The 24,315-nt window shown below is 62.1% G+C and carries 22 protein-coding genes; 15 read left to right on the forward strand and 7 right to left on the reverse strand.

Annotation, left to right across the window (positions count from 1 at the left end; all coding sequences use genetic code 11):
- Positions 1 to 5: 5 nt before the first annotated feature.
- Positions 6 to 422, reverse strand: a complete 417-nt coding sequence (locus P0D71_RS27900) for a hypothetical protein (RefSeq protein ID WP_408483129.1) — start codon at positions 420 to 422, stop codon at positions 6 to 8.
- A gap of 415 nt (positions 423 to 837) precedes the next feature.
- Here P0D71_RS27900 and P0D71_RS27905 point away from each other — a divergent pair, with 415 nt between their 5' ends.
- The 3 genes from P0D71_RS27905 to P0D71_RS27915 all read left to right on the forward strand — a co-directional run bounded on the left by P0D71_RS27905 (position 838) and on the right by P0D71_RS27915 (position 3,172).
- A complete protein-coding gene (locus tag P0D71_RS27905; RefSeq protein WP_408483130.1) occupies positions 838 to 1,335 on the forward strand; it encodes a response regulator in 498 nt (165 codons plus the stop codon).
- A 152-nt stretch (positions 1,336 to 1,487) separates the two neighbouring features.
- Entirely contained in the window at positions 1,488 to 2,414 is a 927-nt protein-coding gene (locus tag P0D71_RS27910; protein WP_091802997.1) for an ABC transporter ATP-binding protein, read from the forward strand.
- Positions 2,411 to 3,172 (forward strand): ABC transporter permease, encoded by a 762-nt coding sequence (locus P0D71_RS27915; RefSeq protein WP_091802995.1) that lies wholly within the window; start codon positions 2,411 to 2,413, stop codon positions 3,170 to 3,172. Before P0D71_RS27910 ends, P0D71_RS27915 begins: the two co-directional genes overlap by 4 nt.
- A gap of 66 nt (positions 3,173 to 3,238) precedes the next feature.
- On the opposite strand, the gene P0D71_RS27920 is transcribed toward P0D71_RS27915, so the two are convergent.
- Positions 3,239 to 4,240: a helix-turn-helix transcriptional regulator gene (locus tag P0D71_RS27920; RefSeq protein WP_408347869.1), complete on the reverse strand. Its 1,002-nt coding sequence runs from the start codon at positions 4,238 to 4,240 to the stop codon at positions 3,239 to 3,241.
- Positions 4,241 to 4,421: 181 nt separating this feature from the next.
- On the opposite strand from P0D71_RS27920, the gene P0D71_RS27925 reads away from it, so the two are divergent.
- The 4 genes from P0D71_RS27925 to P0D71_RS27940 all read left to right on the forward strand — a co-directional run bounded on the left by P0D71_RS27925 (position 4,422) and on the right by P0D71_RS27940 (position 11,889).
- On the forward strand, positions 4,422 to 5,345 hold the full coding sequence (locus P0D71_RS27925; RefSeq protein ID WP_408483131.1) for a helix-turn-helix domain-containing protein: 924 nt from the start codon (positions 4,422 to 4,424) through the stop codon (positions 5,343 to 5,345).
- Between the two features lie 486 nt (positions 5,346 to 5,831).
- A complete protein-coding gene (locus tag P0D71_RS27930; RefSeq protein ID WP_408299536.1) occupies positions 5,832 to 6,257 on the forward strand; it encodes a DUF3830 family protein in 426 nt (141 codons plus the stop codon).
- 250 nt (positions 6,258 to 6,507) lie between these two features.
- The gene (locus P0D71_RS27935) at positions 6,508 to 7,728 is read left to right on the forward strand and encodes a sensor histidine kinase (RefSeq protein WP_408186986.1); all 1,221 of its coding nucleotides are present in this window, start codon (positions 6,508 to 6,510) and stop codon (positions 7,726 to 7,728) included.
- Positions 7,729 to 8,157: 429 nt separating this feature from the next.
- A complete protein-coding gene (locus P0D71_RS27940; protein ID WP_408483132.1) occupies positions 8,158 to 11,889 on the forward strand; it encodes a YadA-like family protein in 3,732 nt (1,243 codons plus the stop codon).
- A gap of 111 nt (positions 11,890 to 12,000) precedes the next feature.
- On the opposite strand, the gene P0D71_RS27945 is transcribed toward P0D71_RS27940, so the two are convergent.
- The 3 genes from P0D71_RS27945 to shiA all read right to left on the reverse strand — a co-directional run bounded on the left by P0D71_RS27945 (position 12,001) and on the right by shiA (position 15,217).
- Positions 12,001 to 12,129 (reverse strand): MFS transporter small subunit, encoded by a 129-nt coding sequence (locus P0D71_RS27945; protein WP_007176512.1) that lies wholly within the window; start codon positions 12,127 to 12,129, stop codon positions 12,001 to 12,003.
- 10 nt (positions 12,130 to 12,139) lie between these two features.
- Positions 12,140 to 13,543 carry an L-lactate MFS transporter gene (locus tag P0D71_RS27950; protein ID WP_408483133.1) on the reverse strand — a complete coding sequence of 468 codons (1,404 nt, stop codon included), beginning with the start codon at positions 13,541 to 13,543 and terminating at the stop codon, positions 12,140 to 12,142.
- A 351-nt stretch (positions 13,544 to 13,894) separates the two neighbouring features.
- Positions 13,895 to 15,217: a shikimate transporter gene (shiA, locus tag P0D71_RS27955; protein WP_408299545.1), complete on the reverse strand. Its 1,323-nt coding sequence runs from the start codon at positions 15,215 to 15,217 to the stop codon at positions 13,895 to 13,897.
- Between the two features lie 361 nt (positions 15,218 to 15,578).
- Here shiA and P0D71_RS27960 point away from each other — a divergent pair, with 361 nt between their 5' ends.
- The 6 genes from P0D71_RS27960 to P0D71_RS27985 all read left to right on the forward strand — a co-directional run bounded on the left by P0D71_RS27960 (position 15,579) and on the right by P0D71_RS27985 (position 20,137).
- On the forward strand, positions 15,579 to 15,800 hold the full coding sequence (locus P0D71_RS27960) for a hypothetical protein (RefSeq protein ID WP_408347887.1): 222 nt from the start codon (positions 15,579 to 15,581) through the stop codon (positions 15,798 to 15,800).
- The gene (locus P0D71_RS27965) at positions 15,778 to 16,497 is read left to right on the forward strand and encodes a GntR family transcriptional regulator (protein ID WP_408182364.1); all 720 of its coding nucleotides are present in this window, start codon (positions 15,778 to 15,780) and stop codon (positions 16,495 to 16,497) included. Before P0D71_RS27960 ends, P0D71_RS27965 begins: the two co-directional genes overlap by 23 nt.
- A gap of 355 nt (positions 16,498 to 16,852) precedes the next feature.
- Positions 16,853 to 17,038 carry a hypothetical protein gene (locus P0D71_RS27970; RefSeq protein WP_408483134.1) on the forward strand — a complete coding sequence of 62 codons (186 nt, stop codon included), beginning with the start codon at positions 16,853 to 16,855 and terminating at the stop codon, positions 17,036 to 17,038.
- A 24-nt stretch (positions 17,039 to 17,062) separates the two neighbouring features.
- Positions 17,063 to 18,310, forward strand: a complete 1,248-nt coding sequence (gene frc, locus P0D71_RS27975; protein ID WP_408182360.1) for a formyl-CoA transferase — start codon at positions 17,063 to 17,065, stop codon at positions 18,308 to 18,310.
- A gap of 27 nt (positions 18,311 to 18,337) precedes the next feature.
- A complete protein-coding gene (locus P0D71_RS27980) occupies positions 18,338 to 19,156 on the forward strand; it encodes a fumarylacetoacetate hydrolase family protein (RefSeq protein ID WP_408299551.1) in 819 nt (272 codons plus the stop codon).
- A gap of 63 nt (positions 19,157 to 19,219) precedes the next feature.
- Complete coding sequence (locus P0D71_RS27985; protein ID WP_408483135.1) at positions 19,220 to 20,137, forward strand: NAD(P)(+) transhydrogenase (Re/Si-specific) subunit beta; 918 nt, start codon at positions 19,220 to 19,222, stop codon at positions 20,135 to 20,137.
- A 62-nt stretch (positions 20,138 to 20,199) separates the two neighbouring features.
- Here P0D71_RS27985 and P0D71_RS27990 read toward each other — a convergent pair whose 3' ends face one another.
- Both P0D71_RS27990 and P0D71_RS27995 read right to left on the reverse strand, forming a co-directional pair.
- Positions 20,200 to 20,505 carry a hypothetical protein gene (locus tag P0D71_RS27990; protein ID WP_408483136.1) on the reverse strand — a complete coding sequence of 102 codons (306 nt, stop codon included), beginning with the start codon at positions 20,503 to 20,505 and terminating at the stop codon, positions 20,200 to 20,202.
- 96 nt (positions 20,506 to 20,601) lie between these two features.
- Positions 20,602 to 21,549: a LysR family transcriptional regulator gene (locus P0D71_RS27995; RefSeq protein WP_091802961.1), complete on the reverse strand. Its 948-nt coding sequence runs from the start codon at positions 21,547 to 21,549 to the stop codon at positions 20,602 to 20,604.
- A 407-nt stretch (positions 21,550 to 21,956) separates the two neighbouring features.
- Here P0D71_RS27995 and oxlT point away from each other — a divergent pair, with 407 nt between their 5' ends.
- Together oxlT and P0D71_RS28005 are read left to right on the forward strand one after the other, a co-directional pair.
- The gene (gene oxlT / locus P0D71_RS28000; RefSeq protein ID WP_408347904.1) at positions 21,957 to 23,300 is read left to right on the forward strand and encodes an oxalate/formate MFS antiporter; all 1,344 of its coding nucleotides are present in this window, start codon (positions 21,957 to 21,959) and stop codon (positions 23,298 to 23,300) included.
- A gap of 30 nt (positions 23,301 to 23,330) precedes the next feature.
- Positions 23,331 to 24,314, forward strand: a complete 984-nt coding sequence (locus P0D71_RS28005) for a LysR family transcriptional regulator (protein ID WP_408483137.1) — start codon at positions 23,331 to 23,333, stop codon at positions 24,312 to 24,314.
- Position 24,315: the final 1 nt, after the last annotated feature.

The raw sequence follows: 24,315 nt of genomic DNA on the forward strand, positions 1-24,315 counted from the left end.
TCGTATTACTGGCCGTTTTGCATCGTGCCGCCCGCCCCATTGTTCATGCCATTGCCGGTACCGCTCCGGGTGCCGTTGCTCATACCGTTGTTCATGCCTTTGTTCATGCCGCCTTTATTCATGCCGCTATTGGAACGGTTCATCGACGGGCTATTCGGTGACGCGCCAGTACCCGTGCCCACGCCGCCGCCGGTGCCCGTCACGCCAGGCGTGCCGTAGCCCGAATCGCTCGGGCTCTTCATCGATCCATTGCCGACACCGGGCGTTGCGGTCCCGCCCGCGCCACCCGTAGTGCCGCCGCCGGCACCTACTCCGGTGCCTCCACCGCCCGTACCGCCGGCGCCGCCCGCCTGTGCGTAAGCTCCGCCAGACAATGCCATTACGAGCGCCGAAGCAAAAACCATCTTGGTAACGTGTTTCATGTTGACCTCCATAAAGTCAGTTTGATGTCACGCAAGCGCTTGTCGCTCACATGCATGGACTGCCGCAAGCGGTGTGCCTCGCTTGAGGAAGCTCGCATTAACGCGAACGACACGGCAGCATGCAGAAATTCGAGCATGGGCCGTTCCCGGATCGATGCCGCGAATGATGAAAAGGTAGGTATCCAAAGCAATGGGAATAGTTACCTTGAATCGCACGGGGAGGGCGCTGCGTCCAGTAAAAGCGGCCGATGCTTGCGCCTTCGGCGGAGGTTGGCGGCGAAGGGCAATCGCAGGATTGTGAAGGCAGATGACGCGTGTTAGAGTCCGAGGCGCCTGATCGGCAGCACCACAACCACCAGTAAAAACGCGGGCCGGCACATCGCGCCGTCCGCGCAAAAACGATTAAGGACGCCGTATGGAAACGCCAGGCGCAACGCCTCTCGTCCCGCCAGGTCAGGACGACGTGCAGAACACGCTGCGCGACAACGGTGCCGGCATCGTCGCGGCTACCGTCTCGCCTGTCTCCAGCGAGCGGCCGGCGCTGCGTCTGCTGCTGGTGGACGACAGCGTGGACGCCGCCACGGCGATGTCGATGCTGTTCGAGGCGGACGGCTACGACGTGCGGGTCGCGCACGAGGCCAATCATGCGCTCGAGCTTGCGGCGCAGTTCGAACCCGAGATCGTGCTGCTCGATCTCGGCTTGCCCGGCATGGACGGGCTTCAGCTCGCCGAGGAGATGCGCAAGCGCGCGTCCACCGCCAATGCGCTGTTGATCGCGGTGACGGGCTATGGGCAGGCGGCCGACCGCCAACGTTCGCGTGAGGCGGGCTTCGACCACCATCTGGTGAAGCCGGTGTCGTGCGAAGAAATTCAGCATGTGATTACCGGCCGCTTCCCCGGCGGACAGCGCTAGACGCGCATCTTTCCCCGTTTCGACCCTACGTATTTCCGGTGCGGCGCTGCAGTGCGCTGCACGCTTTCGCACTTTCCATTACATTGCGGGTGCGGTGGCGCTTTAACACCGCTCCCTCTAATTAAACAACGGTGTCTGCCATCGTCGATTCCATGCAGCCAATCGTCTCGGTCACGAACCTGTCGAAAACCTATGCGACCGGTTTTCATGCGCTTAAAAACATCAATCTCGCGATCAACCGTGGGGAAATCTTCGCTTTGCTCGGCCCGAACGGTGCCGGCAAAACAACCCTGATCAGCATCATCTGCGGGATCGTCAACGCGAGCGTTGGCAGCGTGACGGTGGACGGCCGCGATATCGCGACCGACTATCGCGGTGCGCGCTCGCTGATCGGCCTCGTGCCGCAGGAGCTGACCACCGACTCCTTCGAAACCGTCTGGGCGACCGTCTCGTTCAGCCGTGGACTGTTCGGCAAGCCGAAAAACCCGGCGTACATCGAAAAGGTGTTGCGCGACCTGTCGTTGTGGGAAAAGCGCGATAGCAAGATCATCACGCTCTCGGGCGGCATGAAACGCCGGGTGCTGATCGCCAAGGCGCTTTCGCACGAGCCGCGCGTGCTGTTCCTCGACGAACCGACTGCCGGCGTGGACGTGGAGTTGCGCCGCGACATGTGGAAGCTGGTGCGCTCGCTCGCGGCGAGCGGCGTGACGATCATTCTGACCACCCACTATATCGACGAGGCCGAGGAAATGGCCGACCGCATCGGCGTGATCAGCGGCGGCGAAATCATGCTGGTCGAAGAGAAAACGGAGTTGATGCGCAAGCTCGGCAAAAAGCAGTTGACGCTGCAACTGGAGAGCCCGCTCGCGCAAGTGCCGGACTCGCTCGCCGGCTATGGGCTCGACGTCGCGAAGGGCGGCAACGAGCTGATCTACACATATGAGGGCGAGGGCGGGCGCACCGACATCATCGCGCTGCTCAAGGCGCTCGACGACGCCGGCATTCGTTTCAAGGACCTGCACACCACGCAAAGTTCGCTCGAAGACATTTTCGTCAGTCTGCTCCGAGGTGACCAATGAATCTCTACGCCATTCGCGCGATCTACAAGTTCGAGATGGCGCGCACCTGGCGCACGCTGATGCAGAGCATCATCGCGCCGGTGATTTCGACTTCGCTTTACTTTGTCGTATTCGGCGCGGCGATCGGCTCGCGCATCAAGGAAGTGGACGGGATCAGTTACGGCGCGTTCATCGTGCCGGGTTTGATCATGCTGTCGCTGCTGTCGCAAAGCATTTCGAATGCGTCGTTCGGAATTTACTTTCCGCGCTTTACCGGCACGATCTACGAATTGTTGTCGGCGCCGGTGTCGTATCTGGAAATCGTGGTGAGCTACGTGGGTGCCGCGGCCACCAAATCGATTCTGCTCGGGCTGATCATTCTCGCTACCGCGGGATTGTTCGTGCCGCTACAGGTGCAGCATCCGTTCTGGATGATCCTGTTTCTCGTGCTTACGGCGGTCACGTTCAGCCTGCTCGGTTTTATCATCGGCATCTGGGCGGATAGCTTCGAGAAGCTGCAACTCGTGCCGCTCCTGATCATCACGCCGCTCACTTTTCTCGGCGGGAGCTTCTACGCGGTCAATATGCTGCCGCCGTTCTGGAAGGTCGTGACGCTGTTCAATCCGATCGTCTATCTGGTGAGCGGATTCCGCTGGAGCTTCTATGGTCTCGCCGACGTGAATGTCGAAGTGAGTCTCGCCATGACCGCGTTGTTTCTGGCGGTGTTTCTGCTGATCGTTGCGTGGATCTTCAAGACGGGATATCGGCTCAAGAGCTAGCAGGGCGCACGCGAGCCGGCACCCCTGCGGGCATGCCGGCCACGGCGCGCTTTTCCTGCCTGCCTTCTACGTCACATAACCCTGCGCGACATTGATCAACTGCACGCGGTTGCGCACGTTGAACAACTGCCGCAGACGGCGCAGGTGGTAATCGACGTTATGCGGCGACAGCCCGAGGAAATAGGCGATCTCCTTGTCCCGCTGACCCTGCACGACCGCCCGCAGCACCGCATGCTGCAATTCGCTCAGCGTGACGCGCTGCTGCTGCGCGGGCGCGATGCCGATCACACTTTTCGCGTGCGTCCAGATGAATTCGTGGATCGTGTGCGCGAACATCAACGTTTCGGCCACGATCGATTCGGTCATCCAGCGCGGATTGCCGATCTCCGAGTTGAAGCACAAGCTCGCGCTCAGCTCCGGCTCGGGCAGCGGCATCTGCGTGAGAATCCCGCTTTTGCGCCCGCTAGCCTCCAGCAGGTCGATCAGGCCGCCGAGCCGTTCGCTGCGCATTTGCGCACGCGGCAGATCGGCGCGCATGTCCGCCGTATTCCAGAGAAACGGCAGGCCGGTCGGCGAGGCGAGCGCGACGCGCGGGTCGAGTTCGAAATAACGCTCGCGGAAGTAGCGCGTGAGCCAACTCTGCGACTCGTAGCTGGTCAGCACGAACATCGTCTTGTGATGCGCCGACGTGCGCGTGGCCGAATAGCTGAACGAGTCGAAGCCGAGTTGCCTGATGCGCTGCCGCACGAACTCGATGCGGTCCTGCGCGCTGCCAAAGCGCACCAGCGGACTGATGACCGGCGCGGCGCGGCGGGCGGCGGGTGAGGGCGTGCCGATTTCCTCCTCGGTGAAGAGCGTGAGAAAGCCTGTGGGCGCGATGCCTGTTGCGGTGCGGTTAGGTGCCCTGGATGCTTCAGCCGCGTGGGCTGATTTCTCGGATTGCCGCGTGCCGGCCGGGTAGGCCGGTTGTGCGGCAACCGCCGAGTTGTAAGCTGCCGGCGCGTGCCCGGCTTCACCTTGCGGCGAGCCGGTCAGCCAGTGCGGCAGCGTATCGCATTCGTGTTCCATTAAACGGTAGCTCCGGCGTTCGAAACGCGTGAAAGACGACAACCTGAATGATTAGCTATTTCCAAAAATTACGGTAGCCGGTTCCTTGCTATCATTTTTGAGTTCTTGCTCTGATGGCGGACTGGCAACACGGGTATGGCAGGGTTCACTCTTCATATGCACCTCCCTGGGAATGGACGTGATGGCACGAATTCCAAAGCTGACTACGACGCTTGCCTACGATCGCTACATGGCGGGCGAGAAACTGGTCTCGAGCGTGAATCGCCCGTGGCGCCACGTCGTGCTGCGCTCGTATCTCGAACCGGCCGAGCAGGAACTGCTGGAAGCGCCCGGCTTGCAAGACCTCACGCTGATGACACTCGCGAGCGGCGCCGAGCACCTCGAGCGCAACCTGAACGGGCGCTGGGAGAGCGCCGATCTGCGGGTGGGCGACGTCTGGTTCGTGCCGCCCGCGCCGATCTCGTGGCGCTGGCGCTCGATCAGCGATGAGCCGCTGTCGACCGTCCATTTGCACATCGAGCGCAGCCTGATCGACAGCGTCGCCGATCAGATGGAGCTTGGCGGCTCCCGCGAGCTGTCGCTCGGCGACGCGATGCAGTTTCGTGATCCGCTGGTTGCCGCGATGCTTGCCGCATTGCATCGCGCCGCGGCGGATCCGGCCGACTCGCGTCTGTATGTCGATGCGCTGGTCCACGCGCTTGCCGCGCACCTGTTGCAGCATTATTCACGCGGCCGCTCAACGTTGTCTGGATCGCAAACCGGATTGCCGGCGCACCCGGAACGCCTCGTGCCGCGCCGGATTCGCCGTGTAACCGACTACATCCGCGCCAATCTGGCCGGGGATCTGTCGATCAGCGAACTGGCTGCCCAGGCGGGATTAAGCAGCTTTCATTTTGCGCGCGTGTTTCGCCGCGAGACTGGCGAGGCGCCGCATCAGTTCGTATCGCGACTGCGGCTCGAAGAGGCGGCGCGGCTGTTGCGTGCGACCGATCACACCGTGCTGCAGATTGCGATTGCGGTTGGTTTCGAGAATGCCAGTCATTTCTCCGTGCAGTTCAAGCGTGACTACGGCGTGACGCCGCTCGCTTACCGGCTGCGTGACTGAAGTACGGATTGCGCGACCGGAAGTGGCCGGCTGGTCAGCAGGCAGTGGCGAGACGGCGGCAGAGGGTTCAAGCTAGCCGGACGAGGGTTCGCTAAGCCTCGCCGCTTTCGCCGCCAGACGCGCTGTCGTACTGTCTGTCGTACTGTCACCGAAGTCGAACCGACTTGGATCGCTGCGAGGGACAATGCGACGGGCCGCCTTGGGGGAATCACGCACCTTGCGCAGTGTGCTGCGCATTGCGCGGCTTGCAAACTACGAACTTTCGTGGCGGACTTGCGGTTCGACCTGGCACGGCTATGCCGTCAAGGCGCGGCGGCCACGAATTGAACAAGCTCGTCGCACTGGTCCAACTGGCCTGACCGGCAAAATGTCAACTGTATCTGTCGAAGCCTTGCACCGGACGACAGAATGGTGCGCCTGCGGCCTGGCCTGTGCCTCGCGTCTGACCGACCATTCCATTCAACCCGTCACACTGTACAACTGGCGATGACCCGACTCCGAATCACCTCCTGCGGCCATGTCTTTACCGCTGAAACCCATCCGGACGCGCCGCATACCGTGGCCGCCTTCCTGAAGCTTCTGCCGTACCGCCAGAAGATCATCCACGTGCGCTGGAGTGGCGAAGGCTGCTGGGTGCCGCTCGGCGACTTCAAGCTCGAAAACGACGGCGTGGCGGTCGGCTTCGAGAATCACACGAGCCATCCGTCGGTCGGCGACATTCTGTTCTACCCCGGCGGCTACAGCGAGACCGAGATCATTCTCGCGTACGGTTCGTGCTGCTTCGCGAGCAAGATGGGCCAGCTCGCGGGCAATCACTTCCTGACCATTGTCGAAGGCAAGGAAAAACTGCGCGAGCTCGGCACCAAGGTGTTGTGGGAAGGCGCGCAGGACGTGCTGTTCGAAAAGATCTGACACTGCGGCGCGGTGTCCCGCATGGCGACTTGCATCGGGACACTAGTGCAGACGCGTCCTAACCCTGGTTAATTTTTGTTCCGTAAATCGCGCATACTGGAGGCGTCCGGGCGGCTTGCGAAGCGCTCCCCCTGTGCCTCCTTAGCGCGGTTGCGCAGTCCCTGCGGTCGCGTTGGATATGCCGAGGAAGTTCTCCTGGCGGTGGCGCGGAACACCTATTTTCGCCGCCACGCGGCGCCAGGTCTCCCACATGACGGACTCGCACGTACTGCCGCTGACCGCTCTTGCCGCACAGTTGCGTCTGCAACAGGTCGATCTGACCGAACGTTGGATGAAGGCCGTCTTTCACGACGCCGAATTGACCGAATCCGACCGGCTGACCTACGAGCAACTGGCCGATCACATCCCGAACATCCTCGAGGAAATCTGCAGCGTGCTGGAGCGCCAGGATCTCGACCACGCTGAAGGCGCGATCGAGCGCGACGCGCGCCTGCACGGCAAATTGCGCTGGAAGCAGGGCTACCGGATCGACGAACTGGTGCGCGAGCTCGATCTGTTCCGGCAGATGCTGACCGGTGCGATCGTCGAATTCAGCGAGTCCCGGCCGTATTTCACGCGGCGTCACGAGGAGCGGGCGCGGTATTTCGTCGACGAAGCCGTCAGCTTCGTCACGCTGACCTCGATTCGCGAGGTCGTCAGCGAGCGTGACCGGAAAATCGACGACTACACCGGGCGCCTCGAGCGCGCCAATCATGAGTTGACGCTCAAGCAGCGGCTGGTCGGCGATCTGTACGAGTCACGCATGCAGATCACGCGCAGCGTCGTGCACGATCTGCGCAACTTTCTCAACGTGTTTTCGATGGCGCTGCAACTGATCAGCCGCGCGCCGTCCCGCGTCGACACCGCGCTCGCGCTCGCGAACCGTCAGGCCGCCGACATGAAAACGCTGGTAGACGAACTGGTCGAATATTCAGTCGTGCTCGGCGATAACAGTCCGCTCGTGGTGGAGAGCTTCGCGCTGCGCGAGTTGTTCGACGAACTGGTGATCTCGTGCGAACCCGCGATCGAAGCGAAAGGGCTGCGGCTTCAGACGGCCTTCGACGGCGCCCTGCAGGTGGTCGTGTCCAACCGCCTCAAACTCAAGCAGGTTGCGCTGAACCTGCTGACCAACGCGACCAAATATACCAAGGCGGGCCTGATCGAATTCAGCATGACGGCCGCGCAGGACGACCGCTGGCGCCTGCGCGTGTCGGACACGGGCGTGGGCATCGAGGCATCGGACCGGGAGCGCGTGTTCAAGGAATTCGAGCGCGCCGCCGCCGACGACATTCCCGGCGCCGGTCTGGGTCTCGCGATCGTCAAGGAACTGTGCCGGGTGCTGGAGGGCGAGATTCGTTTCGACTCGCATGAAGGCAAGGGGACGATCTTCGATATCACCTTTCCGATGCGCTTGCAGGCGACGGGCGGCTGACAGGTCTATCTGGATACGGCGTGCTCCGCTGTATCAGTTCTTGCATCTTCCAATGTGGTTCTCTTGTATGACTTTCGTTCAGTCACCGAGCGTAGACTGATTCGGTCGATGTTCGCCCGCGTGAAAGCCGGCTAGCCGCGATTCGCATTTATCCAGAGCACTGTTTTCAGACAGTTTGGAATTGCGTCTTAGAAAAGACTAAAAACAGTCTGCACTATTTAAGACATTTGGCATTTTGCGTCTTAAATCGGCTATGTCGTTTTTCTAATATAAGCTAAAAAATAGCTTTGCAAGGTATATTTGTGTCCCGTGGCTTTGCGACGAGGCGAAGCGCGATGCCATCTTAAGTTTCTATTGGTTCTGGCTAAATAGTTAGGATCACATAAGAAAAAACTATTGTTTGATTCTTCAATAAGAAGAGTGGGAGGTATGTTGAATAAATCTTATAAGACCGTCTGGAATGCAACGACCCGCACATACGCAGCCGCGTCAGAGGTGACGAAAAGCCGTGGTGCAAAAGGGGTGTCGGTACGCGGGTCGCTGGTGGCCGCGAGTGCGGGGCTGCTGAGTGCGTTGGCGTTTTCGCAACCCGCAGCGGCCGGGGAATGCGAGTCATCGGAACAGAACTGTCTGAGCGTCGCGCAGGCGCTGGCGGCCGGTGTCGCCGTGCCGGACAAAGACGACGCGGCGAAGCCCGCGGACATGGTGGCGGCAATCACGAATGCGAGCGTGTTCACCGGCAATCCGGCACTCGACACGGCGTCGGCGCCATCGTCGGCGGCATCCCTTGCCAGTTCGAACCGGACCGGCTTGCTCGGGGCGAGCGTGCCTACACCGGTGACCGACTATATCGCCGTGAGTCCGAACGTCGTTCTGGGCGCGCGCACCAGTGCGTCGACCGACCTGAACGCCATGGCGATCGGCCCAACGGCCGCTGCAACGGGCTTCAACGCATTGGCCGTCGGTTCGGCCTCGATTGCCGGTTCCGACGCTTCGACCGCGGTCGGCTCGGCGGCGGGCGTCGCTTCGGTGAATTCGACCGCTGTCGGTGCGTCGGCCATCGTGGGCGCTCTTTCCAATAACTCGGTGGCGGTCGGTTACAACTCCCGCGCAGGCGCCATGAATACGATAGCGCTCGGCTCCTTCGCGAGCGCCGTGTCGAGCGGGTCCGTGGCCATTGGCTACAACGCCTTCATCAACCCGTCCTCGACGAGTTCGATCGTGATCGGCTCGAACGCGTCGGCGAGCGCCAAGGGCTCGGTCGCGCTCGGCGCCGATTCGATTGCCGACCGCGCCAATGTCGTCTCGGTGGGCAGCATTACGCAAGGCCGTCAGATCACCTATGTCGCGGCCGGTACGCGGCCCACCGACGCGGCCAACGTCGGTCAGCTCTCAGGCGTGGCCGAAGCGCTCGGCGGCGCGCAAGTCGATCCGAACGGCGCGGTGGTCGCGCCTGCGTACACCGTCGGCGGGACGACCTACCACGACGTGGGCGCGGCCCTCGCGGCGGTGGTGACAAATAGCGCCGCCGGCGGTGCCGACGCGCTGCGCTACGACACCCCGGCGCATGACGTTGCGACGCTCGGCAACAAAGTCACGCCGGTCAAGCTCACCAACGTCGCGGCCGGCACCTTGAGCGCCGCCAGTTCGGACGCCGTGACCGGCGCGCAACTCTATGGCACCAATCAGGCGGTCGCGCAAAACACGACTGACATCACCAACATCTCCAGCAACATCACGAACATTAGTAACGGCAAGGCGGGGCTGCTTCAGCAAGACGCTGTCTCGCGCGACCTGTCCGTGGCGAAGAGCACGGACGGCAAGCACGTCGACTTCACCGGATTGACGGGGGCGCGCGAGATGGTTGGCGTGGCGGCGGGTACGACCGCGGGCTCAGCGGTGAATCTGGCGCAGCTCAGTCCGGTCGTGGCGTCGCTTGGCGGCGGCGCAACGGTGAACGCGAACGGTTCGGTGGCCGGTCCCACGTATCACGTGCAAGCGGGCACGCAGACCACGGTCGGCAGCGCGCTGAGTTCGCTCGACACGGGGCTGTCGTCGCTGCAGTCGCAGATCAGCGGCGGCACGGTCGGCCTCGTCACGCAGAATGCCGCATCCCACGACATTCTGATCGGCGCGTCCACGACCGGCACGCGGGTCAGCGTGGCGGGTTCGGCGGGAAATCGCGTGATCACCGGCGTGGCGGCTGGTGCGGTTGGCGCGGCCAGCAGCGACACGGTCAATGGCGCGCAACTTTATGCGAACACCGCTAGCACGGCGGCCGCGCTGGGCGGCGGATCGACCGTCAATCCGGACGGCTCGCTCAAGAGGCCGGCTTACAGCATCGGCGGAAGCACCTACAGCGACGTGGGGGCCGCGCTCGCGGCCGCCGTCACGACCAGTGTCCAGGCAGGCGCCGATTCCGTTCAGTACGATTCGGCGGCACACGACATCATCACGTTGGGCAAGGGCGTCGCGCCGGTTCGGCTCACCAACGTGCGCGCCGCTAATCTCGATGCCGGCAGTTCGGACGCCGTCAACGGCGCGCAACTGTTCGCCACCAATCAGGCCGTCGCGCAGAACAGCGTCAGCATCACGAACCTCGACCAGCGGGTGACGGATAACACGACGAACATCAGCAGCCTCGACCAGCGCGTCACCGCGAACACGACGAACATCAGCCATCTCGACCAGCGCACCACCACGATCGAAGGCGACGTGACCAACATCACGAACCAGATCACGAACGGCGAGATCGGGCTCGTTCAGCAGGATCAGGCGTCGCGCAATCTCACCGTGGCGAAAGATACGGACGGCGCGCGCGTCGATTTCACCGGCACCGGCGGCGCGCGCGAGCTGACCGGGATCGCGGCGGGCACCACGGACGCATCCGCGGTCAATCTCGGCCAGTTCAAGCCGATGGTGGCCGCATTGGGCGGCGGCGCGCAGATCAACGCCGACGGTTCGCTGACCGGCCCCAGCTATCACATGCAAGGCGGCACGCAAACCACGGTCGGCGACGCGCTCGGCTCGCTCGACAATGGCCTCAGCACGTTGCAGCAGAACATGGAAAACGGCGGCATCGGCATGGTCACGCAGGATCCGGTGTCGCGCGATATCAAGGTGGGCGCGACGACGAACGGCAATCTGGTCAACATGGCCGGCACGGCGGGCAATCGGGTCGTCACAGGCGTGGCGCGAGGATCGGTCAGTTCGACGAGCAGCGACGCGGTGAATGGCGCGCAACTGTATGCGCAGGCGGCGAGCACGGCGGTGGCACTGGGCGGTGGAGCGTCGGTCAACGCGGACGGTTCGGTAACGGCGCCTTCGTATAGCGTGGGCGGCAAGGTAGTGAACAACGTCGGCAGCGCGATTACCAACCTGGATGGCCGCGTCACCCAAAACAGCAGCGATATCGCCGGTTTGCAAACCACCATCGGCAACCTCAACGGGGCGGTCGCGAATGCGGTGCAGTACGACGGTTCGGCGCACGACAGGATCACGCTCGGCGGCACGGCGGCCAATGCGCCGAAGGTACAGCTGACCAATTTGAAGGACGCCAATCTATCGGCCACCAGCACTGACGCCGTGACCGGTGCGCAGCTCTGGAATACCAACCAGGATGTGAGCACGCTGAACCAGTTGGTCCAGTCCGTGCGGAACAATCAGACTACCGGCACTCCCTATGTCTCCGTGAACAGCGCCGGCAGCGCGGCGCAGGCGATCGGCAACGGGTCCGTGGCGATTGGCGGCGGCGCCAAAGCGTCGGCGCCGAACTCGGTGGCGATCGGCGAGGGTTCGGTGGCCGACGTGACGAACACGGTTTCCGTGGGCTCGTCCGGCAGTGAGCGGCGCATCACCAACGTCGCACCTGGCCAGGCACCCACGGATGCGGTGAATATGCAGCAGTTCCAGGGCGGCTTGAGCGACATGGCGCGCAGTGCCTACTCGGGCACAGCCTCGGCGCTGGCGTTGACCTCGATTCCTGAAGTCGACTCCAGCAAGAACCTCGCAATCGGAGTCGGCACGGCCGGTTACAAGGGGTATCAGGCGGTGGCCGTGGGGCTGTCGGCGCGCGTCACGCAGAGTCTGAAGGTGAAGCTCGGCGCGGGCATCAGTTCCGCCACGACCGCGGTCACGGCCGGCGCGGCATATCAGTGGTAGAGCGAAGGCGGGAGATCGGCGCGTTCGAAATGCGCCGGTAGACGGGCCGCGAGCCTGGCTCGCGGCGCGCACCCCGCCGTCTGAACGCGCGGGGTGATGAACGACAGGCCGTTACTGGAACAGTTTCATCGCCTGCGAGAGCGTATTGACCACGCCCCATGCGAGCGGAAGGGTCACATACAGCCAGAACACGGCGAGTTTGACCTTGCTGGTCTGATTCGCTGCTTGAACGGTCGACATGGGAATCTCCTTATGCGCCTTTGGCGAGTTGAGCGTCGGTCATGTGGTGCTTGTCGTCCACACGCTTGACCAGCAGGTTGCAGACGAAGCCGACCACCAGCAGCACGGCCATGATATGAACGGTCATCGTGTAGGCGTCCGCCTTGGCGACGCCGTGCGCGACTTCATAGGCGCGAATGTAGTTCACCAGCACAGGACCTGCGACACCCGCCGCAGCCCACGCCGTCAGCAGACGCCCGTGAATGCCGCCGACGAACGCCGTACCGAACATGTCGGCGAGATAGGCCGGCACGGTGGCGAAGCCGCCACCGTACATTGTCAGGATCACGCAGTAGGCGAGCACGAAGAGGGCGATCTGACCGGATGCGGCGAAACCCGGCACGAGGTAGTACAGCACCGCGCCGAGCGCGAAGAAGATGAAGTACGTGTTCTTGCGGCCGATCCAGTCGGAAGCGGACGCCCAGACAAACCGGCCGCCCATATTGAACAGCGACAGAAGACCCACGAATCCGGCCGCTGCGGCTGCCGTCACCGAGTTTTTGAAGCTTTCCTGAATCATCACCGAAGCCTGGCCGAGAATGCCGATGCCGGCCGTCACGTTCAGGAACAGCACGAGCCAGATCAGATAGAACTGCGGCGTCTTCAGCGCCTGGTCGATATGCACGTGGTTACGCGAGATCATCTTGTTCTGACCCGTCGCGGCCGGCGTCCAGCCGGCCGGTTTCCAGTCCGCCGGCGGCACGCGGATCGCCAGTGCGCCGATCGTCATCGAGATGAAGTACGCGATGCCGAGCACGACGAACGTCTCGGCCACACCGATGCTGGTGGCACTGCGGAAGTGGTTCATCAACGCCACGGACAACGGCGCGGCGATCATCGCGCCGCCGCCGAAGCCCATGATCGCCATGCCCGTCGCCATCCCGCGGCGGTCCGGGAACCAGCGGATCAGCGTGGACACCGGCGACACATAACCGAGTCCCAGCCCGATTCCTCCGATCACGCCGTAGCCGAGGTAGAGCAGGACGATCTGATGCAGATACACGCCGAGCGAGGAGACGAGGAAGCCGCCGCCGAAGCAGCATGCGGCGGTAAACATCGTGCGGCGCGGGCCGACGCGTTCGAGCCACTTGCCGGCAAAGGCCGCCGACAAACCGAGGAACACGATCGCCAGCGAAAAGATCCAGCCGAGGGAGGTCAGCGACCAGTCATCCGCACTGGATTGCGTGATGCCGATGACCTTGGTCAGCGGGCCATTGAACACGGAGAACGCATACGCCTGGCCAATACAGAGATGGACGGCGAGCGCCGCGGGCGGGACCATCCAACGCGAAAAGCCGGGTTTCGCAACGGTGGCCTGTTTGGAAAAGAACGGGGCAGAGCCTGAATTGCCGCTCGGCTCGGTGATGCTGCTCATGGTCGGTCTCCGGTGACGAATTAGTTGTTATCGGCGCCTCGTACACTTTGCTTTAGGCGTCGCGGCGTAAAGTCCACGAATTCGGAGCCGTCAATATATGTATTTGAATTGCATATGACGTGCCGAAATCCGCGACAAAAATCGCATCGTCGAACGATAGGCGGCGAGCATGGCCTTTGCAATATGAGACGCAAAGACATAAGGTGTTTGCCTGGTGAAACGCGACCGTAATCTGTCGAATTGCGGCGCGGCGGCGCAAAAGGGCGGGACAAACTACCGGATACTCCAAACGAAACGGGCCGGCAGTGGCATCTTTCGCCACGCCGGCCCGCTTTGGCAGCGTTACCGCATTCAGGCGATGGTGCGCCCAGTTTTCATTTTGGCCGCCACGAGTACCGAGATCAGGCAGCCGATAGCCAGATAAGCGGCCACGGGATGCCACGAGCCACCGGCAAAGCTGACCAGCGCGACCGCAATGAACGGCGTGAAGCCGCCGCCGACCACGCTCGCCACCTGATAGCCCACACCCGCGCCGCTGTAGCGATACTCGGTGCCGAACAGTTCGGTGAACATGGGCTGCTGCACGCTCACCACCATGTCGTGCGCGACGTTGGCGAGCATGACGGCGAAGACCACGATCCACAGCGTCGAGCGCGCTTCGAGCGCGAGGAAGAACGGCACCGCGCTCAGCATGCCGATCACCGCGCCGACGATATACACGCGGCGGCGGCCGAAACGGTCCGCCAGCGCGGCGAAGCACGGGATCGTCACGCAGCTCAGCGCGCCGACCAGCAGACCGATGGTCAGGAAGAATTCGCGCGGCATGTGCAGATTTGCCGTCGAGTAGTTCAGCGCGAATGCGGTCACGATGTACATCGTGAACAACTCGGCAAGACGCAGCGCGATGATCAGCAGGAACGCCTTCGGATGCCGCAGCAATGCTTCGACAATCGGCAGGCGCACGCTACGTTCACCGTGCTTGCCGACTTTCTCGACGAACTCCTTCGACTCTTCCATGCTCGAGCGGATCCATAGCGCGATCAGCACCAGCACCACGCTGAACAGGAAGGGCAGGCGCCAGCCCCAGCTTAGGAACGACGCGTTATCCATCGAACGGCTGATCAGCGCGACCAATCCGGTCGAGAGCACGAGGCCCACACCATAACCGACCTGCACGCCGCTGCTATAGAACGCTTTCTTCTTTTCCGGGGCGCTTTCGACCGCCATCAGCGCCGCGCCGCCCCATTCGCCGCCCACCGCGAAGCCCTGGATCGCGCGCAACGTCACGAGGAGCACCGGCGCCAACCAGCCGATGCTGGAGAAAGACGGCAGCAGGCCGATCGCGGCGGTCGACAGGCCCATCATCATGACCGTGAGCACGAGCATGCGCTTGCGTCCGAGCCGATCGCCGAAGTGCCCGAACACGAAGCCGCCGAGCGGACGGAACAGAAAGCCGACGCCGAAGGTGGCGAACGCGGCGAGGGTGCCCATCGCCGGGCTGACTTTGGGGAAAAACTCGGCATTGAAAACGAGCGCGGCGACGATGCCATACAACAGGAAGTCATACCAGTCGACCACGGCGCCGACGAAGCTGCCGAGCGCCGCCTTGCGGGCCTGGCTGCGCGCCTTGCGGTTGTCGGCCATGGCGGCCGTCGGGATGGTGGTGCTCGTCATAGTGTCTCCTCGAAACTCTCTGGCTGCTGGAATCGCGCGCCGGCAGGGTAGCGTGGCGGGTCGCGATCGATTGCAGGATGCCCGAAGGTTAATGATGCGAGGGCGATCCCACAATCCACATCTGACCAATAATGCGCGATTATCGTACATCTATGCGCGAATAGCGCGCGTTTTGCGCGTTTACACCGAGCGCCCGCCCCTTCAGACGCTGCGATGAAGCGTCTGAAGGCAGGCCGTGCTACCTTGAGGTTTCAGTCTCGAAAAACAACAGTTACTGATATACTACATACGGAATATTGATTTTTGCGGCATTGCAGCATATGATTGAGTCATTCCTTCACTCAATCATTCGGAGTTACAAATGGAATTTGTTCCTCTTTCGCTGCTTGCCGTTTCCGTTGTGGGTTTGGGCGCTGCGGCCACTGTTCTGTTGACCCGCTGGGTTCCTCAACCGGTTGCGCAGCTTGCAGCGCAACATGGCCGCTTCGTGGGTTTGGGCGAGCAACGCGGCGCAGCAATGCCGGCGCCGTACCGTGCGCATGTTCAACAAGAGGCGATGAATGTCGTCAGAACTTCAAGCTGAAGCAGTGGCCACACCGCTCACGTTGTCATTGCAGCCGATCGGCGCGAGCGCGAGCTTGCGCGATCAGGCGTATGCCATGCTCCGCCAGGCGATTGCCGACGCGGACATCTATCAGAACCGCGAAGAAATCCGGCTCGACGAGCGCGTGCTGAGCGAGTCGCTCGGCGTCAGCCGCACGCCGGTGCGCGAGGCCATGACGCTGCTCGAACAGGAAGGGTTTTTGCGCATGGTGCCGCGGCGCGGCATCTATATCGTGCGCAAGAGCAAGCGTGAAATCGTCGAAATGATCCAGATGTGGGCGGCGCTCGAAAGCATGGCGGCGCGTCTTGCCACGCTGCACGCCACGGACGAGGAAATTGCCCGGCTGCGCCACATGTTCGACAACTTCCGCGACGCGACGCCGGCCGAGCACATCGCTGAGTACTCGGATGCGAACATCGCGTTTCATCAGGCGATCGTCGAGTTGTCCAAGTCGCAGATCATTCTCGACACGATCAAGAACATCTTCATCCACGTGCGGGCGATCCGCCGCATGACCATTTCGCAGAGCGACCGCGCATCGCGTTCGATCGTCGATCATCTGCGCATTATCGAGGCGCTGGAGCAGCGGGATACCGAACTGGCCGAGCGCCTCACGCGGCAGCATTCGCTGGATCTCGCCGCGTTTGTCGAGGCGAATTGCGATTTTCTGGATTAACGGCTGCTTGGGCGGCGTTTGATTGGCAGGCTGGATAGGGAGCCCGCGGTGGAAACACCGCGGGCTTTTTTGTTTTTCGCCAGACCGAAATGCCGTCAGGCCGTCGAGGTGCGGGATAAACCTCGCTTGACGGTCTTAAAAATATGGTATGTGATATATCAAGCGAGTCAAGTAAAGCAAAGACCTTGGTGTTTTCCCTCGACTTGGCGCCTGCAAGTTTGCCGTTTCTCCGTGGTGCGCCAGTCTGAGTAAGCCTAAGGAGGAGAAATCGCACCGAGGCGGCATCTAGAAATCAAGCTTGATTGAATCTGATATATCACATACCGTATGTGTCGAAGGTGACTAGGAGACGACTATGTCCGCAGTTGTTTCACCCCTGATTTCAGCGACGCGCAGCGCAAAGGCCGAACAGGCGCTCAAACAGAAGGCGCGCCCGGCCGGCGAGGGCACGTTCGGCATGACCGCGTTCGATGTGGGACCCGCCCATTGCGACCCGCGAGACCATGCGCCGGGTACCAAAAACCAAACCATGTGCAAATAAGACGCGCCCTTCAGGAGACAGGACATGAGCAAAGCACTCGACGGCGTGCGCATTCTCGACTTCACGCATGTGCAATCCGGACCGACCTGCACGCAGCTGCTCGCGTGGTTCGGTGCGGACGTGATCAAGGTGGAGCGGGCGGGCGCGGGCGACATCACGCGTGAGCAGTTGCGCGACATTCCGGACGTGGACAGCCTCTACTTCACGATGCTTAACCACAACAAGCGCTCGGTCACGATCGATACGAAGAACCCCGAAGGCAAGCAGGTGCTCGAAGCATTGATCCAGAAATGCGACGTACTGGTGGAAAACTTCGCGCCGGGCGCGCTCGATCGCATGGGCTTCACGTGGGAGCGGATTCAGGAATTGAATCCGCGCATGATAGTCGCTTCGGTGAAGGGCTTCGGCCCCGGGCCCTACGAAGACTGCAAGGTCTACGAGAATGTCGCGCAATGCGCGGGCGGCGCGGCGTCGACCACCGGCTTCGATGACGGTCCGCCGGTCGTGACGGGCGCGCAGATCGGCGACAGTGGCACCGGCTTGCATCTGGCGCTCGGCATCGTCACGGCGCTCTATCAGCGCACGCACACCGGACGCGGCCAGCGCGTCCTCGCCGCGATGCAGGACGGCGTACTGAACCTGTGCCGCGTGAAGCTGCGCGACCAGCAGCGGCTCGAACGCACCGGCACGATGAAAGAGTACCCGCAATATCCGAATGGACAGTTCGGCGAAGCAGTGCCGCGCGCGGGCAACGCATCGGGCGGCGGTCAGCCGGGCTGGATCCTGAAGTGCAAGGGCTGGGAGACGGACCCCAACGCGTATATCTACTTCATCACGCAGGCCCCGGTATGGGCGAAGATCTGCAACGTGATCGGCAAGGAAGAGTGGGCGACGGATCCCGATTACGCGACGCCGGCCGCGCGCCTGCCGCACTTGAAGGATATCTTCGCGGAGATCGAACGCTGGACCATGACCAAGACCAAGTTCGAGGCCATGCAGATTCTCAACAAGTACGACATTCCGTGCGGACCGATTCTGTCGATGAAGGAAATCGCCGAAGAGCCTTCGCTGCGCAAAACCGGCACGATCGTCGAAGTGGATCACCCGACTCGCGGCAAATATCTGACGGTTGGCAATCCTATCAAACTGTCCGACAGCCCGACCGAGGTGACGCGTTCTCCGCTGCTCGGCGAGCATACCGACGAGGTCATGGCCGAACTCGGCTATTCGCCCGAGCAGGTCAGCGCACTGCGCACTGCCGGCGCGATCTAGACGATTCAAGCTAACAGGGAGCAACGAATGGATACGTGGATGCGATTCATGTCGAGCGACGGCGGCGTCGTGTTCGGCCGTGTGGAGGGGGGCTATCTGCACGAGTATGAAAGTCTCGATCAGCCGGTGCCGACCGGCGCCGTGCTCTCGACGCGCGCGCTCGCCCCGATCGCGCCGTGCGCGCCGGGCAAGATCGTCGCGCTGTGGAACAACTATTACGCGCTGGCGGCGAAGCTCGACAAGCCCGTGCCCGCGCATCCGCTCTTCCTGCTGAAGCCGGCGGGTTCGGTAATCGGCGCGGGTGAGCCGATCCGCAGGCCGCTCAGCTACACGGGCAAGATCGTCTATGAGGGCGAGCTCGGCATTGTGATCGGACGGCGCTGCCGGGACGCGAGCGTCGAAGAGGCCGCCGAAGCGATCTTCGGCTACACGCTGGTGAACGACGTCACCGCTGCCGATCTGCTGAACGAGAATCCGCACTTTCCGCAATGGTGCCGTGCGAAGGGCTTCGATACGTTTTGCTGTATCGGGCCGGCGATCGTCTCCGGTTTCGACTGGCAGCGCGCACGTCTTGTCACGACACTCGACGGCGTGGAGCGGCAGAATTATCCGCTCGCCGACATGGTTTTCTCGCCGGCCGAGCAGGTGAGTCTGATCTCGCAGGATCTCACGCTCGAACCGGGCGATGTGATTGCGTGCGGCACCTCGGTGGGCGTGGGGTCGATCAAGGACGGCGCGACGGTGTCGATCACGGTCGACGGGATCGGCACGCTGAGCAATACCTTGAGCGCCGCGCGCGCGGTTGCTGTGGCCGGCACGGAGCCAGTCGCGTCGAGCGCCGTCTGAACGGTTGGCTGACTTCGCCATGCATGGGCACGTGCCCATGCTTTCCGACTCGGAGGAGCACGCATGCCGCTAGCGTATGACAGTACCGTGTGGTGTTCGCTGGCGGGTTTATTTGCTTCCGTGTTGGCCGTCGCGCTTGCCGCAGTCGGGCAACTGCAGTTCGAACGGCGAGCGAAGCGTCGGCCTGACTGGCACGTCGGCGCGTTGGCCGCCGCACTCGCGGCGCTTCTCGCTGCGGGCATGGGCGCGAGCGACGGCACGGTTGGCGCCGCGGTGGCGGGCGCGGTGCTCGGCGCGCGACTGGCGCACGGACGCAACTTGACGCGGCGGCCGCGACTCGTCGCCCTGTTGGGCAGTGGCATGGGGCTCGCTGTCATGTCGGGTGGTTTTGCGCGTTATCTGTCGTCGGCGGCGCAGGCGAGCGTGGAGCGCGCTGGACTCTGTGTCGCCGTGTTCATCGGCGCGTTGATTTTTGCCACCTCGACGATTGCGTTCTGCAAACTGCGCGGTGTATTGGACTTCGCCGCGGTGGCGCGTCCTGGTCACGATGTCGTCAATCTGCTTGCGCTGCTGCTGTGCGCCTGGCTCGGCTACGGTTTCGTCACCGAACAGGCGCAGCCATTCGGACTGGCCGCGCTACTCGCGATGAGCGCGGTGGCTTGTGCAATGGGTGTGCATCTGATGACCAGCCGCGAGTATTCCAATGCGCGCGAGCAGGGCCACGATTCAGGCGCACTCGCGTTTGCCGCGCGTTGCCACAGTCATAGCGCGACCACGGACAACCGTGGGCTGCTTGAGCGAATCGAATGGCACGGCGGCGAAGAGCAGGCGTGGACGCTGCCCGATGTAACGCGAGCAGACCTGCGCACGGCAGCATATCCGCGCTGTCGAAGCGAACGGCATAGCGTGAACGGGGATGGGCGAAAGCGCGCGTGCGCCCACCATCGTTCGACTTGCGCCACCACGCGGCGTGCCTTATGAACGCACGCACCTGTCTGGCGGCAAGCGCGGCGCGTAGCGGGATCGAGATCCCGCCGACGCTCTCAGTCGCCTGTCGCCGTGAACTCGCTGAAGTACTGCGACTTCTTGTGCAGAATCAGTTGAGCGAGGAAGTCGGTATCGTAGGCACGATGGAGATGGGCGTGAAACCGCTCGATGTAGGCGGTGATGCGGGCCGCTTCACTGTTGAATTCCTTGAGCACGTCGAGCGTGGCGCGATCCCAGCGAAAACGCAGGCCGAGATCGCTGAAAGCGGCGTTGTACGCGCTCAGGTGGGCATCGTCGGGATGGATCGAAGCGGCACGGTCAGGGTGCGCGCTGGTCTGGGATTCAACCGAAGCGTGATTCATGATCGACCTCCTGGGCTGACGAGTGATGGAACTCGCTTGCAGCATAGAAGTCCTGATGAATTTTCAATAGTTAAAGTTTTATTGCTTCTCCATAGCCTACTGCTTATACACGCTCAATTCCCTGACGCGCGTGATCTTCTCGATCAGATTCGCGCCTTCTTCCATGAGGAAGCGCTTGAAGGCGACCGCTACCGGCGGCAGGCGCTTGTTCTTGCGGTGCACCACGTACCAGTTGAGCATGACCGGAAAGCTCTCGACGTCGAGCACGACCAGATGACCGAGTTGCAGTTCGAGGCTGATCGTATGCGCGGACAGAAAGGCGATGCCCATGCCCGCGATCACAGCCTGCTTGATCGTCTCGGTGCTCTTGATCTCCATGGCGATCTTGAGGTTGGCAAGGCGCCCGGCGAAACCTTCTTCCATCGAATTCCATGTGTCCGAGCCGCGTTCCCGCACGATGAAGGCTTCATTCGCCAACTGGCCGATCTTGATGTTGCGCTTATGCGCGAGCGGATGCGTGGGCGCCGCCACGATCACGTACGGGTGCGGCGCGAACGGCTCGTTGGTCGCGTCGGTTTCGTGGGGTGGGCGCACCATTACCGCGAGATCGGTCTGGTTGGTAGCGAGCTGATGCAGCAGCTCCTCGCGGTTGTGCACGGCGAGATTGAGCACGACACCCGAATAGCGGCGCGTGAATTCGGCCAGCAGTCGCGGAAAGAAGTAGTCGCCCGCGCTGATCACCGCGACGTTCAGCTTGCCGCCGGAGACGCCCTTGAGCTGACTCATCGCCTCGTCGACTTCGTGGAATTGCTGGATGATCGCGCGGCTGTAGTGAAGCATTTCGGTGCCCGCCGGCGTCAGATAGATTTTTTTGCCGAGTTGTTCGAACAGCGGCAGCCCGGCATGTTCTTCGAGTTGCCGGACCTGAGTGGAGACGGCCGGCTGCGTGAGATGCAATTCCTCGGCGGCGCGCGAGAAGCTCAGGTGGCGCGCCACCGTTTCGAAAACCTTCAGTTGTCGCAGAGTCGCATTTCGCATCGTCATGGCCGATGTATAAGCAAACGTGAATCAACATAATAACAAACTTTAATTATTAGTAATTCAGCAATGACCCTAGCATGACTCTGTATAAGAAAGCGGAAATGCCGCCAGATCGGTGGGTGAAGTACTCGGGTTAACGCTTGGATTTCAGGCCTTGTGGACCGGCGGCGACAGCCTCATCGCAATGCGAAGTTTTAATTGATCGGAATAAAGTATTTTCAGAATGTGATGAATTAAGCGGGTGGATTTTTAAAGCAACGGATTAAAGACGCAAATATCAGATATTCCCGGGAGCATGGCTTTTCGGGGCACAACCATAAGGTGGGATGTATACAGTCTGGCGCGTCATCGAAGGGACTTCCATCGGGACGTTGGTCGGCTGCACTAAATAAATAGTGGAGACAAGGCTCATGGACGAATTCACTCAGCAGACCAAGGCCCGGGTGTTTTGGGCGAACCGTTGGTGGCAACTCGTCATCGGCATGGTGTGCATGGCACTGGTTGCCAATCTTCAATACGCATGGACGTTGTTCGTCACCCCAATGAACGCGCGGCATCACTGGGGCGAAGCGTCGATTCAACTTGCGTTTGCAATCTTCATTCTGACTGAGACGTGGCTCGTGCCGCTCGAAGGCTGGCTGGTCGACCGGTTCGGGCCTCGGCCCGTGGTCGCGGGCGGAGCGATATGCGCGGGCATTGCATGGGTGATGAACTCATATGCCACGACCTTGCCGATGCTGTATGTTTCCGCCGTCATCGCCGGGATCGGCGCGGGCGGCGTGTACGGCACCTGCGTGGGCAATGCGTTGAAATGGTTTCCCGACCGGCGCGGTCTTGCCGCGGGTCTCACGGCTGCGGGCTTCGGCGCGGGCGCGGCGGTGACGGTGATTCCGATTGCCAACATGATTACGCGTTCGGGCTATGAGCACACGTTCTTCTTCTTCGGCATTCTGCAAGGCGGATGCATTCTGGCGCTCGCACTGCTGTTGAAGAAACCGAACCTGCGCCAGCAACCCGCACCGAAGAAAAAGTTCGCCGTTTCGAAGGTGGACTTCACGCCGGGTCAGATGATCAGAACGCCGGTGTTCTGGGTGATCTACGTCTCGTTCGTGGCGGTGGCCGCGGGCGGTCTGATGGCCACCGCGCAGATCGGTCCCATTGCGAAAGACTGGGGCCTCGCACGCATTCCGATGACGATCTTCGGTATGACCTTGCCGCTCCTGACCGCCACGCTTTCCATCGACAACGTGTGCAACGGTTTTACGCGTCCGTTGTGCGGCTTCATCTCCGACAAGCTCGGCCGTGAAAACACCATGTTCGTGATCTTTATCGGCGAGGGTTTGGCGTTGCTCGGCTTGATGCAGTACGGCACCAACCCGTATGCGTTCATGACGTTCGCCGCGTTGATCTTCCTCTTCTGGGGCGAAATCTTCTCGATCTTCCCGGCGATCTGTGCGGATACCTTCGGCAGCAAGTATGCGGCGGCCAATGCGGGTACCTTGTACACCGCGAAGGGCACGGCTTCGCTGCTGGTGCCGATTGCTTCAGTGCTGTCGGCGACGGGTGGCTGGAGTCTCGTCTTCATCGTCTCCGCCGTCGTGACGATCGCCGCGGGCATCTCCGCGAAGTTCATACTCGCCCCGATGCGCTCACGCTGGATCGAAACGCACAATGAGCCTCAGGGTGTGCTGGCGGTTGCCGGCACGGGCAAGGCCTCGCGGCTGAGTCACTGGCCTGAGCAGACAGGAGAATAGGGTGAGCGGCCCGCGCCCGGCAGTGAAGTCATGAATGTATCGTTGCAGCAACTCAAGGTGTTCGTCGCCGTTGCGCGTGAGCGGAGTTTCACGCGCGCGGCGCGTGAGTTCGAGTTGACGCAATCGGCGGTGAGCCGTTGTATCCGTGAACTCGAAGAAGCGGTCGAACTTAAACTATTCGACCGTACTACCCGCCAGGTCGAACTGACTCATGCGGGTGCGAGTCTCGAACGAAGGATTGGCCGGCTGCTCGATGAAATCGACCTGACGTTGCGTGAAGAGCGAGCCGCTTACGACGGGCATACCGGCGTGGTGGTACTGGCGAGCAATCCGGTGTTGTCGTCGAGCTGGGTGGCCCAAGGGCTCGCGCGATGCGCGGCGGCTTTTCCCGAGTTGATCGTCTCCGTCAGGGATCAGCCGCAAAGCGGTGTGCTCGCGAGCGTCGAGCAAGGCGAAGTGGACTTCGGCGTGGTCTCGCTCGCCGAGCCGCTCGCCGGCGATCTGTTGCACGCGCAAGTCGTTTTCACGACCCCGCTCCACGCGGTGATGCCGCCCGCGCATCCGCTTGCACGTCATGCCACCGTGGCGTGGAGCGCATTGCACGAATGGGCGCTCGTTACGCTGAATGCCGATACGGGTGTGCGCGCGGCGCTCGAACTCGCCTTCCATACGAACGGCGTGAAGCGCCGGCCGGTGCAGGAGTTCGGGCATGTCGCGGCAGTGTTGCGCATGGTCGAACTGGGGCTCGGCGTCGGCATATTACCCATCGACGCGCATTGGCCCGCAGTGGGCCCGTCACTCGTTAGCCGGCCGCTCGAACCAGGGATGAGTCTGACGACGCTGCTCGTGCATCGCCGCAACCGTTCCCTGAGGCCCAACGCCGCGGCGGCGTGGGCACAGTTTTCCGCGCCAGCCGGCGCGCCTTCAGACGCCGCCGACGCTCAGCCATCCATTTCCGCAATGCGAACGGGGATGACCGTTGCGCGCGACGGCGCCGTACTCCACGAGCCCTAGT

It is taken from the genome of Paraburkholderia sp. RL17-383-BIF-A (assembly GCF_046028015.1).
Lineage (GTDB): Bacteria > Pseudomonadota > Gammaproteobacteria > Burkholderiales > Burkholderiaceae > Paraburkholderia.